Source organism: Neisseria sp. P0009.S008 (assembly GCF_051958615.1).
Lineage (GTDB): Bacteria > Pseudomonadota > Gammaproteobacteria > Burkholderiales > Neisseriaceae > Neisseria > Neisseria subflava.
Map to the genome: position 1 here is coordinate 135,480 of NZ_JBQCVG010000003.1, position 17,161 is coordinate 152,640.

12 protein-coding genes and 3 pseudogenes are annotated in these 17,161 nt (G+C 51.7%); 10 read left to right on the top strand and 5 right to left on the bottom strand.

Annotated elements, in window-relative coordinates:
• The first annotated feature begins 60 nt into the window (after positions 1 to 60).
• From ACTHSQ_RS03640 to ACTHSQ_RS03675, 8 genes and pseudogenes are all read left to right on the top strand, one after another.
• Positions 61 to 1,104, top strand: coding sequence for a LacI family DNA-binding transcriptional regulator (locus tag ACTHSQ_RS03640; RefSeq protein WP_440371766.1), 1,044 nt, complete (start codon positions 61 to 63; stop codon positions 1,102 to 1,104).
• A 197-nt stretch (positions 1,105 to 1,301) separates the two neighbouring features.
• Positions 1,302 to 2,624 (top strand): annotated as a pseudogene (locus tag ACTHSQ_RS03645) (MFS transporter).
• Positions 2,625 to 2,832: 208 nt separating this feature from the next.
• Entirely contained in the window at positions 2,833 to 5,136 is a 2,304-nt protein-coding gene (gene parC / locus ACTHSQ_RS03650) for a DNA topoisomerase IV subunit A (protein WP_440371767.1), read from the top strand.
• 69 nt (positions 5,137 to 5,205) lie between these two features.
• The gene (locus tag ACTHSQ_RS03655; protein ID WP_070748451.1) at positions 5,206 to 6,792 is read left to right on the top strand and encodes a two-component system sensor histidine kinase NtrB; all 1,587 of its coding nucleotides are present in this window, start codon (positions 5,206 to 5,208) and stop codon (positions 6,790 to 6,792) included.
• A pseudogene (locus tag ACTHSQ_RS03660) lies at positions 6,785 to 7,235 on the top strand (response regulator); the annotation flags it as partial. The gene ACTHSQ_RS03655 and the pseudogene ACTHSQ_RS03660, both read left to right, overlap by 8 nt.
• Positions 7,236 to 7,396: 161 nt before the next feature.
• Positions 7,397 to 8,413: pseudogene (locus tag ACTHSQ_RS03665) on the top strand (sigma-54 interaction domain-containing protein); the annotation flags it as partial.
• Positions 8,414 to 8,461: 48 nt separating this feature from the next.
• Positions 8,462 to 9,214 carry a class I SAM-dependent methyltransferase gene (locus ACTHSQ_RS03670; protein ID WP_440371768.1) on the top strand — a complete coding sequence of 251 codons (753 nt, stop codon included), beginning with the start codon at positions 8,462 to 8,464 and terminating at the stop codon, positions 9,212 to 9,214.
• Positions 9,215 to 9,316: 102 nt separating this feature from the next.
• Positions 9,317 to 10,000, top strand: a complete 684-nt coding sequence (locus ACTHSQ_RS03675; RefSeq protein ID WP_003679823.1) for a 2,3-diphosphoglycerate-dependent phosphoglycerate mutase — start codon at positions 9,317 to 9,319, stop codon at positions 9,998 to 10,000.
• 136 nt (positions 10,001 to 10,136) lie between these two features.
• On the opposite strand, the gene ACTHSQ_RS03680 is transcribed toward ACTHSQ_RS03675, so the two are convergent.
• The gene (locus ACTHSQ_RS03680) at positions 10,137 to 10,928 is read right to left on the bottom strand and encodes a DsbC family protein (RefSeq protein WP_036473591.1); all 792 of its coding nucleotides are present in this window, start codon (positions 10,926 to 10,928) and stop codon (positions 10,137 to 10,139) included.
• Between the two features lie 135 nt (positions 10,929 to 11,063).
• On the opposite strand from ACTHSQ_RS03680, the gene ACTHSQ_RS03685 reads away from it, so the two are divergent.
• Complete coding sequence (locus tag ACTHSQ_RS03685; protein ID WP_440371769.1) at positions 11,064 to 13,253, top strand: primosomal protein N'; 2,190 nt, start codon at positions 11,064 to 11,066, stop codon at positions 13,251 to 13,253.
• Between the two features lie 80 nt (positions 13,254 to 13,333).
• On the opposite strand, the gene ACTHSQ_RS03690 is transcribed toward ACTHSQ_RS03685, so the two are convergent.
• From ACTHSQ_RS03690 to ACTHSQ_RS03700, 3 genes are all read right to left on the bottom strand, one after another.
• Positions 13,334 to 14,008: a hypothetical protein gene (locus ACTHSQ_RS03690; RefSeq protein ID WP_440371770.1), complete on the bottom strand. Its 675-nt coding sequence runs from the start codon at positions 14,006 to 14,008 to the stop codon at positions 13,334 to 13,336.
• A 333-nt stretch (positions 14,009 to 14,341) separates the two neighbouring features.
• Positions 14,342 to 14,680, bottom strand: coding sequence for an iron-sulfur cluster insertion protein ErpA (erpA, locus tag ACTHSQ_RS03695; RefSeq protein WP_003680162.1), 339 nt, complete (start codon positions 14,678 to 14,680; stop codon positions 14,342 to 14,344).
• A 132-nt stretch (positions 14,681 to 14,812) separates the two neighbouring features.
• Positions 14,813 to 15,499, bottom strand: a complete 687-nt coding sequence (locus tag ACTHSQ_RS03700; protein WP_003680158.1) for a S24 family peptidase — start codon at positions 15,497 to 15,499, stop codon at positions 14,813 to 14,815.
• A 261-nt stretch (positions 15,500 to 15,760) separates the two neighbouring features.
• Here ACTHSQ_RS03700 and ACTHSQ_RS03705 point away from each other — a divergent pair, with 261 nt between their 5' ends.
• The gene (locus ACTHSQ_RS03705) at positions 15,761 to 16,036 is read left to right on the top strand and encodes a hypothetical protein (protein ID WP_070630573.1); all 276 of its coding nucleotides are present in this window, start codon (positions 15,761 to 15,763) and stop codon (positions 16,034 to 16,036) included.
• Positions 16,037 to 16,112: 76 nt separating this feature from the next.
• Here ACTHSQ_RS03705 and argC read toward each other — a convergent pair whose 3' ends face one another.
• Complete coding sequence (gene argC, locus ACTHSQ_RS03710; protein WP_440371771.1) at positions 16,113 to 17,159, bottom strand: N-acetyl-gamma-glutamyl-phosphate reductase; 1,047 nt, start codon at positions 17,157 to 17,159, stop codon at positions 16,113 to 16,115.
• Positions 17,160 to 17,161: the final 2 nt, after the last annotated feature.

The window sequence follows — 17,161 nt, forward strand, 5'->3', positions numbered from 1 at the left end:
CGATGTCTGCTGTGTTATTCTATGTAACATTATTGAAATCTTGTCGGGGCGGTCCGTAAGATGGCTACAATTTATGATGTCGCTGCTTATGCCGGGGTATCTCCCAAGACGGTCAGTCGGGTGATTAACAGCGATGCGCCGGTCAGTGAGAAAACCCGTTCCAAAGTAGAAACAGCGATTGCTGCTTTGGGCTATATCCCGTCTTCTGCGGCACGGATTATGCGGTCACACCGTTCCGGATTGGTCGGTCTGATTACCGGCGCCATTTCGCGGATAGGCGAGAGTACGGGCGGACACGGCATACCGGATATGTTCTTGATTAAGGGCATTCAGCAGCAGATTCGCGCACAAGGCAAGATTTTGATGATTGCCGACATCGACAACAAGCTGGGGCAGCCCGGTCAGATGGAGCCGCTGATTCGTACCTTTATGGAGCATCGTGCCGAGGGGATTTTATATGTGGCAGGTTTCCATCAGGAAGTATTGCTGCCGGAAGTGCCCAACCGTTGTCCGATGGTGTTGGTCAACTGTTTTGATTCAGTGGGTACGCCGGCGGTTTTGCCGGATGATGAAGCAGGGCAGTATGGCTTGGTGCGCCGGATTATCCAAAGCGGACACAAACGGATTGCTTATGTGACTTTGCAGCCGGGTGTGGAAGCGACACGTTTGAGATTGGCCGGATACCGCCGTGCTTTGGCTGATTCGGATATCGTCTTCGATCCTGATTTGGTGCAAACTGGTTATCCTGACTTCAGCAACGACAGCTGGTCTTTGATTTCGGCTATTTTGAAGCTGCTGTCTTTGCCGCTTCCGCCGATGGTAATTTGCTGCGGCAACGATGAAATGGCGGTGCGCGTGTACGGGATTTTGAGGACACGCGGCGTGCGGGTTCCCGAGCAAGTTTCGGTTGCCGGCTATGATAACCACAGCGCGATTGCGGAGACGCTGTTTCCGCCGTTGACCAGTACAGAGTTGCCCTATTTGCGCATGGGCGCGATGGCGGCGGATTTGCTGTTTCGACACATTGAACACCCGACCGGCTCGGTTCAGCCAGTCAAGGTCGTTGGGGAAACCATCTGGCGTCAGTCTGTGATTAATAAATAGTTTCAGACGGCCTGAAAATAAACTTTAAACAATACAAACACACATCAAAATAAGAATCATGCAAACGGTCAAAATAAAGGCCGTCTGAAAACGGAGTTGCCTCAGTAAAAAGGGCAGCCCAAATATAATAAAAGCGTCATACCGCTGAAATTGGAGTTTGTTGTTTCCATAGTTTATTACCCAGGAGTAGCCTTCCTATGAAAATCTCCCCACAAGTGGCGATGACACTTCGCCAAATTATGCTGATGAACTTCGGTTTCTTCGGCATTCAATATAGCTTCGGGTTGCAGCAAACTGCGATTAATCCGATTTTCAGCTTTCTTCATGCCGACCCGAGCCAATTGCCGATTTTGAATATGGCAGGTCCGATTACCGGTTTGCTGGTGCAGCCGATGATTGGTGCGATGAGTGACCGCACTTGGGTGCCGGGATTGGGCCGCCGCCGTCCGTATTTCTTGATTGGCGCCATCGGCTGCAGCCTCTGTCTCTTTATTTATCCGCACGTTACCGCATTGTGGGTGGCCGTATTGCTGCTGTGGCTCTTGGACATCAGTAACAACACTGCAATGGAACCTTTCCGTGCCTTTATTGCCGATACTGTGCCCGAACATCAGCAATCTACCGGTTTCTTGATGCAGTCTGTGTTTACCGGTTTGGGTATTACCCTGGCCAACGTTTCCCTCTACATCTCCCAGCAAATCGGCTGGTTGCAACAAACTTCCGAAGCGGGTATCCCGTATTGGGTATTCGGTTCCTTCTATATTGGTGCGGTTTGCTCTATTGGTTCTGTCCTAGTAACTGTATTAACTACTCCTGAACGTGAACCTTCACCTCAAGAAATGGCAGCAATTAAAGCTCAACCAAGAGGTCCTGTTCATGCCGTCAAAGAGATCTTTAGTGCCATCAAAGAAATGCCCAAACCTTTGTGGCAGCTTGCTTCAGTTTATCTTTTCTAATGGTATGCACTTTTTATTTATTGGCAATATATTTCACACAGTCTTGTTAAATCTGTTTGGGATTCCACCTCTGCTGATAAGGTTGCTTATCAGGAGGCTGTTGCATGGACCGGTTTGGTAAACGGTTTCTACAACGTTGTAACCTTTATCTCCGCCTTCGGCCTGATGTGGATGGCGCGCAAATATGCCGCCAAATATGTTCACGCCTTTGCCGTAACCCTTGCCGCGCTGGCCTTGCTCACCATTCCGCACATCGGCAACAAATACCTGATGTTTGCCCCGATGATTGGTTTCGGTGTCGGTTGGGCAAGTATGATGGGCGTGCCGTTTATGATTATGGTCGGTTCTATTCCGAAAGAACGTTACGGCGTGTACATGGGTATTGTGAACATGATGATTGTGATTCCAATGCTGATTGAAACCGTATCTTTCGGCTGGGTGTACAAAACCTTCTTGGGTTCAAACCCTGCCAACGCGATGACGTTTGCCGGTGTTTTCCTCGCCATTGCCGCTGCGTTGACCTTAACCATTAAAACTGCGGCCAAACCGGCTACTGCAGAATAATGAAGTTTTGATTTAAAACCAAAATGAAAAGGCCGTCTGAAACATGAAATGGTTTCAGACGGCCTTTTTTGTCGAAACGGATTCCATTTGCTGACCTGATTCGGTAAGCCTTATTGTCGCTGCACTACCGTTCATCACTCAAATTGGCTATGACTACCGATTTTGCTTTACAATATCCTTCTTTAATTTATTTCGTTTTACCATCCTGATGACAGAACACATTTCCGCTCCAAGCCCATCTCCTATCGGCGAAGACTACCTGCTGTTAGGTCAGTACGCCGAACGCGCCTATCTCGAATACGCTATGAGCGTGGTCAAAGGTCGCGCGCTGCCTGAAGTTTCAGACGGCCAAAAGCCCGTGCAGCGGCGCATTTTGTTTGCCATGCGCGATATGGGTTTGACGGCGGGGGCGAAGCCGGTGAAATCGGCGCGCGTGGTTGGTGAGATTTTGGGTAAATACCACCCGCACGGCGACAGTTCCGCCTATGAAGCGATGGTGCGGATGGCGCAGGATTTTACCTTGCGCTACCCCTTAATCGACGGCATCGGCAACTTCGGCTCGCGCGACGGCGACGGGGCGGCGGCGATGCGTTACACCGAAGCGCGGCTGACGCCGATTGCGGAATTGCTGTTGTCCGAAATCAATCAGGGAACGGTGGATTTCGTGCCGAACTACGACGGCGCGTTTGACGAACCGCTGCACCTGCCAGCCCGCCTGCCTATGGTGTTGCTCAACGGTGCGTCAGGCATTGCGGTGGGCATGGCAACCGAAATTCCGTCGCACAATTTGAACGAAGTGACGCAGGCGGCGATTGCGTTGTTGAAAAAGCCGACGTTGGAAACCGCCGACCTGATGCAATACATCCCCGCGCCCGATTTTGCGGGCGGCGGTCAAATCATTACGCCGGCGGACGAATTGCGCCGGATTTACGAAACTGGCAAGGGCAGCGTGCGCGTGCGTGCGCGTTACGAAATCGAGAAGCTGGCGCGCGGGCAATGGCGCGTGATTGTGACCGAACTGCCACCGAACGCCAATTCCGCCAAAATCCTTGCCGAAATCGAAGAACAAACCAACCCGAAACCGAAAGCGGGCAAAAAGCAGCTGAACCAAGACCAGCTCAACACCAAAAAGCTGATGCTGGATTTAATCGACCGCGTGCGCGACGAGTCCGACGGCGAGCATCCCGTGCGCCTTGTGTTCGAGCCCAAATCCAGCCGCATCGATACGGATACCTTCATCAACACGCTGATGGCGCAGACTTCGCTGGAAGGCAATGTGTCGATGAACTTGGTGATGATGGGTTTGGACAACCGTCCCGCGCAGAAAAACCTGAAAACGATTTTGCAGGAATGGCTGGATTTCCGCGTCGTGACCGTAACACGTCGTCTGAAATTCCGTTTGAACCAAGTGGAAAAACGGCTGCACATCCTCGAAGGTCGTCTGAAAGTCTTTCTGCACATTGACGAAGTGATTAAAGTCATCCGCGAATCAGACGACCCGAAAACCGATTTGATGGCGGCGTTCGGGCTGACCGAAATCCAAGCCGAAGACATTTTGGAAATCCGCCTGCGGCAGTTGGCGCGTTTGGAAGGTTTCAAACTCGAAAAAGAATTGAACGAATTGCGCGAGGAACAAGGTCGTCTGAATATCCTTTTGGGCGACGAAAACGAAAAACGCAAGCTGATTATCAAAGAGATGCAGGCGGACATGAAGCAGTTCGGCGACGCACGCCGCACGCTGGTGGAAGAAGCCGGACGCGCCGTGTTGACGCAAACTACCGCCGACGAACCCATCACACTGATTCTGTCGGAAAAAGGCTGGATACGCAGCCGCGCCGGACACAACCTCGATTTGAGCCAAACTGCGTTCAAAGAAGGCGACCGCCTCAAACAAACCCTTGAAGGCCGCACCGTTTTACCCGTCGTTATTCTTGATTCATTGGGCAGAACCTACACGCTTGATGCCGCCGAAATCCCCGGCGGACGAGGCGACGGCGTGCCGGTTTCATCCTTAATTGAGCTGCAAAACGGCGCGAAGCCCGTCGCCATGCTCACCGGGCAGCCCGAACAGCACTACCTGCTCTCAGGCAGCGGCGGTTACGGCTTCATCGCCAAGCTGGGCGATATGGTCGGACGCGTGAAAGCGGGCAAAGTAGTGATGACCGTGGATAGCGGCGAAACCGTCCTGCCGCCGATTGCCGTCTATGCTTCCTCGCTCATCAACCCCGACTGCAAAATCGTACTGGCCAGCAGCGACCACCGCCTCTTGGCGTTTTCCATTGGCGAACTTAAAGTCATGGCCAAAGGCCGCGGTTTGCAGTTGATGTCGCTGGCCGATGGTGCATCTTTGGAACACATTATGGTGACGACCTCTCCTGAGTTTACCGTTGTATCGGTCGGCCGACGCGGTGCAGAATATCAGGAAAAACTGCGTATTGCCGATATTGACGGCAAACGCGGTAAAAAAGGCAAGGTATTGGAAATCTCAGGCCATCTGAAAAGTTTGTCCTGAAACAAGAACAAATATATCTAAATAAATTAAATTTATACGACATTGCATGATAATAAAAAAGGTTCACTTATGAACAGAGCCAATCTTCAAGAACTGGGTAATCTGAGGGAGCGGATTCCCGGTGTAATCAACATTGCCCGAATAGCCATCGTCTTACCGCTTTTGGTTTTGCACGCGTTCAGCAGCTACACAGGCGGCAACCTGATTGGCGTTTCGTTGCCGGACGTTGCGTTTTATATCTGGGTAACGCTGTATTTCTTCCTGATTATGCTCTCCGTGTTCCGTCCGGGCTGGCAGTGGCAGTCTTTGGATTTGCCCAATGCCAGCGCCGTGGTCGACATCACCATGATGATGGTTTTGGTGTATATCTCCGGCGGTACGGCTTCCGGTTTCGGGATTTTGGTTTTGCCGTTTGTTGCTACGTCGTGTCTGCTCAGTTATGGCCATTATCCCATGCTGTATGCAGGTTATACGGCAATGTTGTTTATTTTGAACCTGTTTTTAGACGGCAGTATGCGTTTCGATTCGTTTAATTGGGACGCGAAATCAATGGCGAATTCTTTGATGCTGATCGGCGCAGGCTATCTGGTGGCAATGTTGACATCGTTTGCCGCCCGTTATTTGGAGCAGGCTACAGAGTCCGCCAGCCGCCATCAACTGGCATACCGCCGTATCAGCGGCTTGAACCATTTGGTTTTGAACCGCGTTCAGGAAGCGGTTGTGGTGATTGATGCGACCCAACGCGTGTGGCTGTTTAACAAGCAGGCAAAAATCTATTTCCCCAGTCTGATTATCGATCAGCAGGAAATCGTGTTTGGCGAACTGGTCGCACGCTGGCAGCGTCAACCCGACAAACCTTTTGAAACCGATATCCATATTTTCCAACACGCCATGCACGTCCGTGCCGTTCCGCTGATTCAGGAGCAAACCGAGCTGCTGATGTTGTACGTCCGCTCATTGCGTGAAGTGGCTGCGGAGGCCATGTCCACCAAGCTGACTTCGCTCGGACAGTTGACTGCCAACCTTGCCCACGAAATCCGCAACCCGATGTCCGCCATCCGTCATGCCAGCGATTTGTTGCAAGAGGGCAATGAGGCAGACGCGCTCAAGGCCAAGCTCTACAACATCATCGACAGCAATATCCAACGCATCGACAAGATGTTGGAAGACGTATCCCTGTTTAACAAACGAGACAACATCAGCCGCCAGCCGATTAATCTGATGAAATTCTGGTTGGAGTTCAAGCAGGAATTTACCTTGAACAATCCCGATGCCATCGGCTGTCTGCGCATGAATATGGACGGCAACAATCTGACCGTATTGGTCGATCCTATGCACTTGCAGCAAGTGATGTGGAACTTGTGCAACAATGCGTGGCGACACAGCCGTCAGGACGAAAACGCCATTACCGTCCTTATCCGCCCTAGCGGCAGGATGCATATTTCCATCGTAGTGGCGGACAACGGCAAAGGCGTGCCGCCTGATGTACGAAATCATTTGTTCGAGCCGTTTTACACTACCGAAAAACAAGGCACCGGCTTGGGGCTTTACGTCGCACGCGAGTTGGCACACGCCAATATGGGGCAGCTGCATTATCACCCTGAAATGAACGGGTTTGAATTGATTTTACCGAAGGAGCAAGCGCGGGATGAATAAATTGCAAGAGCCGGTTTTGGTTGTTGATGACGAGGCAGACATCCGCGACCTGATGGAAATGACCCTGATGAAAATGGGTCTGCGCGTCGATACTGCGGCTGGTGTTGAAGAAGCCAAAGACAAGCTGGACAGCAACGATTATTCGCTGGTGTTGACCGATATGCGTATGCCCGACGGCTCCGGCCTAGAGGTTGTCCAACACATTGATGAACTGATGCTCGACACGCCAGTCGCCGTGATTACGGCTTTCGGCAATGCCGACCAAGCCGTTGAAGCCTTGAAAGCAGGGGCGTTTGATTATCTGCAAAAACCGATTACGCTGTCGCAGTTGCGTTCATTGGTTAAATCGGCAGTGTCGGTTTCAGACAATACTGCCGAACCCACGCCGTCTGAAAAAGTCAAATCGCAGCCTGTGCCAGTTTCTGCCGCCCTGTATAAACCCGAACCTCAACCGGCCAAGCCTGTCGTTACGCCTCCTAAGAGCGTACAGAGCGAATTTAACCGGCCTTTGATTGTTCCGGAAGGACTCAATTCCTTAAAAGAGCGTTTTTCGGCCGGCAGCATCAATCCTGCTTTGCAACAAGACGCACCTATATTGGAAGGCGAGGACGATATGCCGCGCCTGTTGGGTACCTCGCCGCAAATGGTCGAAGTGCGCCACCTGATTCGCAGATTGGCCCACAGCCTTGTTCCCGTCTATATCTCCGGCGAGTCCGGTACGGGTAAAGAGCAGGCGGCGCGCACGATTCACGAACTGTCCGACCGTGCCGACAAACCGTTTATTGCCGTCAACTGCGGTGCCATTCCTGAAAACCTGATGGAAAGCGAATTTTTCGGTTACAAAAAAGGCAGCTTTACCGGCGCGGATCAAGACCGTTTAGGTTTTTTCCAACACGCTGACGGCGGCACTTTGTTCCTTGACGAAGTTGCCGATCTGCCGCTTGCCATGCAGGTCAAACTCCTGCGCGCCATTCAAGAAAAAGCCGTGCGCCGTATCGGCGATGCGCGGGAAACCTCTGTGGATGTGCGCATTATTTGTGCAACCCATAAAAACCTCGAAGCCTTGGTTGAAAGCGGCGCATTCCGTCAGGACTTGTATTACCGCCTCAACGTAGTCACCCTGCACATGCCGCCTTTGCGCGAAATGCGCGAAGACTTAGGCGCGCTGATTTTGTATTTGCTGTACAAACACCGTCACGGCAATCAAACCTACAAACTCAGCCCGAAAGCCCAAGAAGCCCTGTTGCATTACAGCTATCCCGGCAACTTCCGCGAGTTGGAGAATATCCTCGAACGCGCCGTTGCGTTGACGGTCGGCCAAGTGATACAAGTGGACGACTTGCAGATTCAAAATGCCCCACAGGTTAAGGCTGAACGCAGCGGCTTCTCTTTTGACGATATTGCCGAACCTGACGCACGCGAAACTACACTCAATCACAGCCCGATTCCGCCGTTTGATCCGCGGACCATGCAGATACAGGATTACCTCGACCAAGTGGAACGCAGCATCATCGAGCAGGCTTTGCAGCAAACCCGTTACAACCGTACCCAAGCCGCCAAACTTTTGGGCATCAGCTTCCGCTCTATGCGCTACCGCATGGAACGCTTGGACATCAATTAAAACGTTCAGACGGCCTGAGTTTTCAAGGCCGTCTGAAACATAAGCCTTATGTACAAGATTTATTTTGACGAAACCGCATCTGTCGAACTTCGCAGCCTTGCCGCGCCTTTCGGACTGACCGTTATCGACCGGCAGCCTGAAGAAGGCAGTTTCCTTATCGCTGACGAAAGCGGCATCAGTTTGTGCCGCGCCGGTGAAAAAGGCTGTGTCCGCGTTGATTTTGATGGCGGTGCCGCCCATTATCGGCGCACTAAAGGCGGAGGCGAGTTGATTGCCAAAGCCGTTAACCACACTACGCAACCGACTGTCTGGGACGCTACCGGCGGACTGGGCCGTGACAGTTTTGTGCTTGCCTCGTTGGGTTTGAATGTACACACTTTTGAACAAAATTCCGCCGTTGCCTGTCTACTTTCAGACGGCCTCAACAGGGCAGGGCAAAGTGAAGAGACACGGGAGATTGCCCAACGCATTACTTTGCACTTCGGCAATGCCGTTGATTTAATGCAGGAATTGGCAACGCAAAACGGCAGACCCGATATCGTGTATCTCGACCCGATGTATCCGGAGCGTCGCAAAACCGCCGCCGTGAAAAAAGAAATGGCTTACTTTCACGACTTGGTCGGCGCAGCTCAAGATGAAGCCGATTTGTTGGATGCAGCGTTAAATACCGCCAAAAAGCGCATTGTCGTCAAACGCCCGCGCTTGGGCGAATTTCTCGACGGGCGCAAACCTGCTTATCAATACACAGGCAAAAGCACGCGTTTTGACGTTTACCTTCCGACAAGGCCGTCTGAAGACTAAAAGCAAACTTGCAACATATCAAAAGAAACCGCCGGCGTTATCAGCGTGGCGGCAAAGTGTGATATAAATACCCTTTCCCAAACTTCATTGGAGCAAACTATCATGGAATTAGTATTCATCCGTCACGGACAAAGCGAATGGAACGCGAAAAACCTTTTCACCGGCTGGCGCGACGTCAAGCTGAGCGAGCAAGGTTTGGCAGAAGCCGCGGCAGCAGGTAAAAAGCTGAAAGAGAAGGGCTATGAGTTCGACATCGCTTTTACCTCCGTTCTGACCCGTGCCATCAAAACCTGTAACATCGTTTTGGAAGAATCCGACCAACTGTTTGTTCCACAAATCAAATCATGGCGCTTGAACGAGCGCCACTACGGCCAGCTGCAAGGTATGGATAAAAAACAAACCGCAGAAAAATACGGCGACGAGCAAGTCCACATTTGGCGCCGCAGCTACGACACCCTGCCTCCGCTGCTCGATCCTAAAGACCCTCACTCCGCCCACAACGACCGCCGCTATGCCAACCTGCCTAGCGATGTCGTACCTGATGGCGAAAACCTCAAAGTGACTCTCGAGCGCGTCCTGCCTTTCTGGGAAGACCAAATCGCTCCGGCCATCTTGAGCGGCAAGCGTGTATTGGTTGCGGCACACGGCAACTCCCTGCGCGCGTTGGCCAAACACATCGAAGGCATTTCCGACGAAGACATTATGGGCTTGGAAATCCCAACCGGTCAGCCGCTGGTGTACAAATTGGATGAAAACCTGAAAGTAATTGAAAAATTCTACCTGTAAGGTAAAGGGAAAAAAGGACGTGTTGGACACGTCCTTTTTTATATTTGTCTGTTTTGAGGCCGTCTGAAGGCAGTTGATGGCGGGCGACATGAAAAAAGGACGCGTAAAGCGTCCTTGATGGAGATTAAACCCTGTATTACTGGTTTTTCTCGATGATTTCTTTGAGGTGAGGCATAGGGCTGTAACCGCTTTGGCTGCGGCCGTTAGGGAAGACCACGGTCGGCGTGCCGTTGAAGCCGAATTGTTCGCCCAACGAAGTGGTTTCTGCAACAGGGTTTTCACAGTTTGCTTTGCCGCTTGGGAGCTTGCCTTTGCGCATCCAGTCGATCCATGCCTGGGTCGGATTGGGTTGGCACCACAACAGCTCGGCTTTGCGCGCGGCATCAGGGTGCAGGCTTGGAATCGGCATCATGAAGGTATAAATCGTGATGTCGGTCATTTTTTCAAATTCATGCTCCAAGCGTTTGCAGTACGGGCAGTCTGGATCGGAGAAAACAGCAACTTTCAGTTTGCCGTTGCCGCGCACTTCTTTGATGGCTTTGTCCAAAGGCAGGGAAGCGAAGTCGATTTTGTTCAAATCGGCGGCGCGTTCTTCAGTCATGCTTTGGCGCGTGTTGACGTTGATGAGGTCGCCAACGAGCATATAGTCGCCTTTGGCATCGGTATAGATGATTTGTTTGCCGCTGACGACAACTTCGTAAATGCCTTTAATCGGTGTTTCATTGACGCTCAAAACTTTCAAATCTTGGGCGGCATAGACTTTTTCCAAACGCGCTTTCAAAGAAGCGGCAACAGATTTGTCGGCAGGCGCTTCCGCTTTTGCGGCCGGAGCAGGCGCCGCGTTGGCGTTGGATACGGCAGGTTGACCGCATGCCAACAAAGGAAGGACGGCAAACGGTGTTAAGATTTTGATTAACTTGGTTTTCATGCGAGAGACTTGCGTGCGTTGAAAGTAAGGCATTGTATCAAACCTCTGTCATGTCTGCATTGTACTCAGGCTCAAATTATCGTCTGAAAATAGCTTTCGGCTGTTAAAATACGAAAAAATAATTTGATTGTTTGTATGTTCTATCACCGTATTGCCGTAAACGTGCCGCTTTCAGACGGCCTTTTGACGTATTCCTATTCCGAGCCGCTTCCTCCGGGAACTCGGGTGCTTGTGCCTTTTCGCAATAAAACCGTTGTCGGGATTGTGTGGGAAACGGATATTTCGCCCGATATGGATACGGCGCGGATTTTGAGCGTTCAGACGGCCTTTTCGGACGAACCGCCGTTGCCTCAAAGCTGGCGTGATTTGTTGGCGTTTACGTCGCGTTATTACCACTATTCGACGGGGCAGGCAGTATTTGCCGCATTGCCGCAAGGTTTGAAGGAAACGCGCGCGGTGGAAATGCCGCAGCCGCCGTTGTTTTACGCGCTGAACGAAGCGGGCAGGGCGCAAATGCCACCGCCGGCACGGTTCAACAAAAAAGCGGCTTTGTGGGACGCGCTGCTGTCGGGCGGGATGACGATGGCGGCGTTGAAGCAGGTGAACGCGCAGGCGGCGAAGTTAATCGAAGATTGGGCGGAACAAGGCTGGATTGAAACGACGGAAGCGGCGAAACCTGTATTGAGGTCGTACCACGGGCAGGCTTCGCACTCTGAATTTGTATTAAACGCCGACCAGCAGAAGGCTTCCGATGAAATTCAGACGGCCTTTGGTAAATTTCAGCCGTTTCTGCTGTACGGCATCACCGGCAGCGGCAAGACCGAGGTGTATTTTGATGTGATGGCGAAAGTGTTGGCGCAGGGGCGGCAGGTGTTGTTTCTGTTGCCCGAAATCAACCTCACGCCGCAGCTTTTGAAGCGGGTGGAAAACCGTTTTGCCGACGTGCCGACCGCCGTGTTGCACAGCCAGATGGCGGCAGGCAGGCGCACGCAGGATTATCTGCGCGCGATGTTGGGGCAGGCGCAATTAGTCATCGGCACGCGGCTGGCGGTGTTCACGCCGATGGATGATGTCGGGCTGATTGTGGTCGATGAGGAACACGACGGCTCGTTCAAACAGGACAACGAATTGCGCTACCACGCCCGCGATTTGGCGGTGTGGCGGGCGAAGCAGAGCGGTTGCCCCGTCGTGCTGGGCAGTGCCACGCCCAGCTTGGAGAGCTGGCACAAGGCGCAAAGCGGCGCGTACCGCCTGCTGCAACTGACCGAGCGCGCCCATGCCGCCGCGCAACTGCCGCAAGTGGACATCCTCAACGTAGGTCGTCTGAAACTCGACAACGGCTTCTCGCCGCAAGCCTTGCAGCTTTTGAAACAGAACTTTGAAGCGGGCGGCATGTCGCTGGTGTACCTCAACCGGCGCGGTTTCGCACCCGCATTATTTTGCGGCGACTGCGGCCATACCTTCGGCTGCCCGAACTGTTCCGCCAAAATGGTGCTGCACCAACGCGCCCGCCAACTGCGCTGCCACCACTGCGACCACCGCGAACCCATCCCGTTCAAATGCCCCGACTGCGGCAACCAAGACCTGACCGCCGTCGGCCACGGCACGCAGCGCGTCGAAGAAACCCTGCGCGCCTTCCTGCCCAAGGCAGCCGTCGTCCGCGTCGACAGGGACAGCACGGCGCACAAAAACGACTGGGCGGATTTGTACCGCCGCATTGCCGACAACAAAATCGACATTCTGGTCGGCACGCAGATGCTCGCCAAAGGCCATGATTTTGCGCGGCTCAACCTCGTTATCGTATTAAACGCCGACGGCAGCCTGTACAGCGCAGATTTTCGCGCACCGGAAAGGCTGTTCGCCGAGCTGATGCAAGTGTCCGGCAGGGCGGGGCGCGCCGACAAACCCGGCAAGGTGTTGATACAGACCCAACTGCCCGAACATCCCGTCTTCGCCGCCGTCAAAGCGCAGGACTACGCCATGTTTGCCGAAAACGAATTGAACGAGCGGCAAATGTTCGCCATGCCGCCCTTCGGTTTTCAAACCGCCATTCGCGCCGACGCGCCGCGTGTTGCCGATGCGATGGAATTTCTCAACGCCGCCAAAGAAACTCTCGCCCCGCTTTTGCCCGAAAGCGTCTCCCAGTTCGGCGCCGCCCCCATGCTGATGGTGCGCCTCGCCGAACGCGAACGCGCGCAAATCTTCCTCGAATCTCCGTCCCGACAGGATTTGCACCGCGCCGTGAGTTTGTGGGTACAGGTATTGCAGCAAAACCGCGACGGCAAAATCAGATGGTCGGTGGATGTTGATGTGCAAGAGGCTTGATTGAAATGGTTCAATCAATAAGGAAATAAAAGGCCGTCTGAAAATCTGTTTTTCAGACGGCCTTAAGTTTTGAAATCAGTTTAGAAGAATTTTGCAGCGATATAGCCGAGTGCAAGCAGGCTCAAAACGGCGAATACGATAGCCATTGTAAGCAGAAACCGTGTTTTCTTCCTCGCTGCAAGTGCGGCCAGCTCAGGATTTTGGCCTAACTCTTTGCGTAATTGGGATTCCAATTCGGCACGGATTTTTTTGCGCAGTTTTTTCTCTTCCTGCTCACGTTCATATTTGAGCTTGTGGGCAATTTCGGTTTGTTTTTTATGCTCGAAAGAGATTCTTTCCTGCCATTCAATGCGCTTGCGCTGGATGGCAAGCTCATTTTTTTCTGTCAAATCAAAGTGGCAGGTTTTACATTCCTGTGAATCTAGTTCGTCAATAATCGTCATGCAGACGGGGCATTGGATAGGGTCGGGAGTGTTGACTGCCAATACAGCTTTTTCTTCAACCGCTTCCAATTCCATAGCCTGACGGATGATCACGTCCAAACCCAAATAGCCGAAGTAATGCTGCGCATTTTCTCGCTCGTCTTGGGTGCATTTCTCGGCCACAATGGCTTGCGGACGCTCGGCCAAGGCTTGAATCAGGCTCTCAACTTCGTTTTCGGGCAGGTTTTCATACAGGCAGGCATGGATGCGCTCCCTATCCGTGTTTGGCGGATAGGAAACGTATACGTCGAAAAATTTTTCTTGTTTGCTCATTGATATCCCATGAGTATTTCGACTGCGTCAACCAAATGGGTTTGGCCTAAGGTTTTGTTATTGTGTTTGAGCTGTCTTGGCTTATGATACGAGCCAGAATAGAGGCTGCAGTCTCAGGCAGACCAAGTACGGTTTGCCTTTGTGTCGTTAATCGGCTGGACAATAATTTTTTATTTATATGGAAATATGCATGTCCAATGTTATGTCTATCGTAGAGTAAATATTCACGCCCGATATTATTATAAGGTAAATATAAAATTGTTTAAAATAAATTCACACAAAAGGCCGTCTGAAGATACAGATGGCCTGTTTTTTGTGGCAAAAACGGATTGTTTATACGGAGAAGGACGAACCGCAACCGCAAGTTGTCTCTGCATTCGGATTGCGGATGACGAATTGAGAACCTTGCAGGCTTTCAGTGTAGTCGATTTCCGCACCAACCAGATATTGGTAGCTCATTGGGTCAACCAAGAACGTCAGGCCGTTTTTCTGGATTTCAAAATCGTCGTCGTTTTTGATTTCATCAAAGGTAAAACCATATTGGAAGCCGGAGCAACCGCCGCCGTTGACGAATACGCGCAATTTCAAATCGGGATTGTTCTCTTCGGCAATCAGGTCGGCAACTTTGGTGCAGCAGCTGTCAGTAAAGATAATAGGGCTTTCGTCTGACATGATGTGATTCCTTTTATATGAATATTTTTACTATTGTCGCGCAAACCGTTAGTCAAGGCAAGTTTGTGCAGACAGGGTCTGCCAGCTTACATGGAGGGCATGGCAGAAATTTCAAGCATCAGTATGTCAGATTTAGATACTTCTGCCAAACCATTCGACACGGCCGATGATGGCAACGTCGTCGGTTGGGTTTTTCAAGTCGATTTCAAAAGTAGGGTAGGCTTCGTTGGCAGAAATGACGTTGACGATGCCGCCGGGTATCAGTTGCAGGCGTTTGACCAAAAGGTTTTCGTTGAGGCGCAAAACATAGAGGCCGTCGCGCGGCGTGGTTTGGCCGTGGTTGATGAGGATGGTGTCGCCATCATTCAGCACGCCTTCCATCGAGTCGCCTTTGACTGAGATAACGGAAAGGTTTTTGATGTCGCGCGTTACATAATTTTCAATCCAATAGCGTCGGAACGCCATGGCGAACATGGGTTGCTCATCGCCGACGAGCTGACCGTGTCCGGCCGCGGCTTGGATGTCGTAACGCGGTACGAAGACAAATTCGTCTATATCGACAGGGTTGCCCAGTGTGTCGGTTGCTGTGGCTTTTGGGGCTTCGGAATCGGGGAAGGGAGAACCTTCGCCTGTCAAAAGCCAGTCTATGCTGCAGCCTTTAAGTTGTTTGATTTTTTTTAGCGTTTCCGATTTCGGCAGGCCGCCTTCGTTCCAGATACGGCTGAATCCGGCGATGGTCATATCGATGTCGGCGGCAATTTTGGCTTGGCGGGCTTCATCTTTCCATAAGAAAGCCAGGCGGTCTTTAAAGGTATCCATGTTTATGCCTTTATGGAGGTATGTTTTTTATATGGTTTGGACGATTTGAGTGTATTTTACCTTAGTTTTTATAAAATTGTAAGAAAAAAATTACTTCATCTAAGAAAAAGTATTGCATATTCTATTTTTTCTTAGTATTATTCGTTTTGTCTTAGATAAGTCGATATTTCTAATTTTCTGTTCGATTTTTCTTAGTTTAATTTTATTTGGTTTAGTTTTCCTGATTTAAACCTGCTATATGATTATGATGAGAGGTGTGAAATGACTCGTTCGCGTAAAAATACTTTTTGGGTGCTGCTGGCGTTGGTACTGGGTTTTTTTGCTCTGCCTTTCGGATCTTCGGAGGCGCATGAGGCAGAAGGTAATCTGACGGCTTCGGAATGCGAACGCTTGGGCAGCTTGAGTCTGGATCAGATGGACGGCAGGCTGCTGGCTTTTGCCAAAGAATGCGATATGGTGGAGGCTACCCACGATTGGGAGCAACAGTACGGCAACTTGAATGAAGAAGAAATGCTTGCCGGCGTGGTGTATGAGTGATGTTTGTGAATGAATTGATAAAGGCCGTCTGAAAAACCATTGTTTCAGACGGCCTTGTGTTTTCAATAATGATGGCTTAAGGCATCAATGGTGCATTAGTCAGGCCGGTGGTTTCGGGTAGGCCGAACATGATGTTCATATTCTGTACGGCTTGACCGGCTGCGCCTTTAACCAAGTTGTCGATGACGGAAAGAACAATCCACACATCGTCTTGATCGGGCGCTTTTTGAACGCTGATACGGCAGAGGTTGGCGCCGCGCACGCTGCGGGTTTCAGGGGTCGAACCTGAAGGCAAAATATCGACAAAAGGACTGTCGCGGTAGTATTCGCGCAGCAAGGCTTCAGGATCAGTATGTTCTTGCAGGTGCAGATACAGGGTGGCGTACATGCCGCGTATCATCGGAACAAGGTGTGGCACGAAAATTAGGCCGTCTGAAACATGGTCTTGCAGTCCGGACAGGGTTTGTCGGATTTCAGGCAAATGGCGGTGGCCTCCGACACCATAGGCTTTGAAGTTGTCGCCTGCTTCGCACAATAGGGCGTGGGTGCTGGCTTTGCGGCCTGCACCGGAAACACCGGATTTACAGTCGGCAATCAGAGGAGCGTTGGCTTTCAGACGGCCATCCTGAAGCAGCGGCAATAAGGGTAGGGAAACGCAAGTAGGGTAGCAGCCCGGGTTGGCCACCAGCATGGCTTTGGCGATGTCGTCTCTGTAAAGTTCGCACAAGCCGTACACTGCTTGGGAAACGAGTTGCGGCGCGGCATGGGTCATTTTGTACCATTTTTCCCATGTGGGGATGTCGCGGATGCGGAAGTCGGCAGACAGGTCAATCACGCGTACGCCTTTTTCCACAAGGGCCGGTGCTTCTTTCATGGCCACGCCGTTGGGCGTGGCGAAGAACACGAGGTCGCAACGGTCAAGCCCGGCATCTTCGGGTGTTTGGAATGCAAGGTCGTAAATACCGCGCAGGCTGGGAAAGTAGTCGGTAACCGCAATACCGGCTTCGCTTCGGCTGGTGACGGCAGTGACTTCTACGTTGGGGTGGCTGCTGAGCAGGCGCAACAATTCAACGCCTGTGTAACCGGTTGCACCGACGATACCAATTTTAATTTTTGTGGTCATGG

Bases quoted from the DNA above. Each gene is read 5' to 3' on its own strand.
- ACTHSQ_RS03640 (WP_440371766.1), top strand. From the start codon at position 61: ATGGCTACAATTTATGATGTCGCTGCTTATGCCGGGGTATCTCCCAAG.
- parC (WP_440371767.1), top strand. From the start codon at position 2,833: ATGACAGAACACATTTCCGCTCCAAGCCCATCTCCTATCGGCGAAGAC.
- ACTHSQ_RS03655 (WP_070748451.1), top strand. From the start codon at position 5,206: ATGAACAGAGCCAATCTTCAAGAACTGGGTAATCTGAGGGAGCGGATT.
- ACTHSQ_RS03670 (WP_440371768.1), top strand. From the start codon at position 8,462: ATGTACAAGATTTATTTTGACGAAACCGCATCTGTCGAACTTCGCAGC.
- ACTHSQ_RS03675 (WP_003679823.1), top strand. From the start codon at position 9,317: ATGGAATTAGTATTCATCCGTCACGGACAAAGCGAATGGAACGCGAAA.
- ACTHSQ_RS03680 (WP_036473591.1), bottom strand. From the start codon at position 10,928: ATGAAAACCAAGTTAATCAAAATCTTAACACCGTTTGCCGTCCTTCCT.
- ACTHSQ_RS03685 (WP_440371769.1), top strand. From the start codon at position 11,064: ATGTTCTATCACCGTATTGCCGTAAACGTGCCGCTTTCAGACGGCCTT.
- ACTHSQ_RS03690 (WP_440371770.1), bottom strand. From the start codon at position 14,008: ATGAGCAAACAAGAAAAATTTTTCGACGTATACGTTTCCTATCCGCCA.
- erpA (WP_003680162.1), bottom strand. From the start codon at position 14,680: ATGTCAGACGAAAGCCCTATTATCTTTACTGACAGCTGCTGCACCAAA.
- ACTHSQ_RS03700 (WP_003680158.1), bottom strand. From the start codon at position 15,499: ATGGATACCTTTAAAGACCGCCTGGCTTTCTTATGGAAAGATGAAGCC.
- ACTHSQ_RS03705 (WP_070630573.1), top strand. From the start codon at position 15,761: ATGACTCGTTCGCGTAAAAATACTTTTTGGGTGCTGCTGGCGTTGGTA.
- argC (WP_440371771.1), bottom strand. From the start codon at position 17,159: ATGACCACAAAAATTAAAATTGGTATCGTCGGTGCAACCGGTTACACA.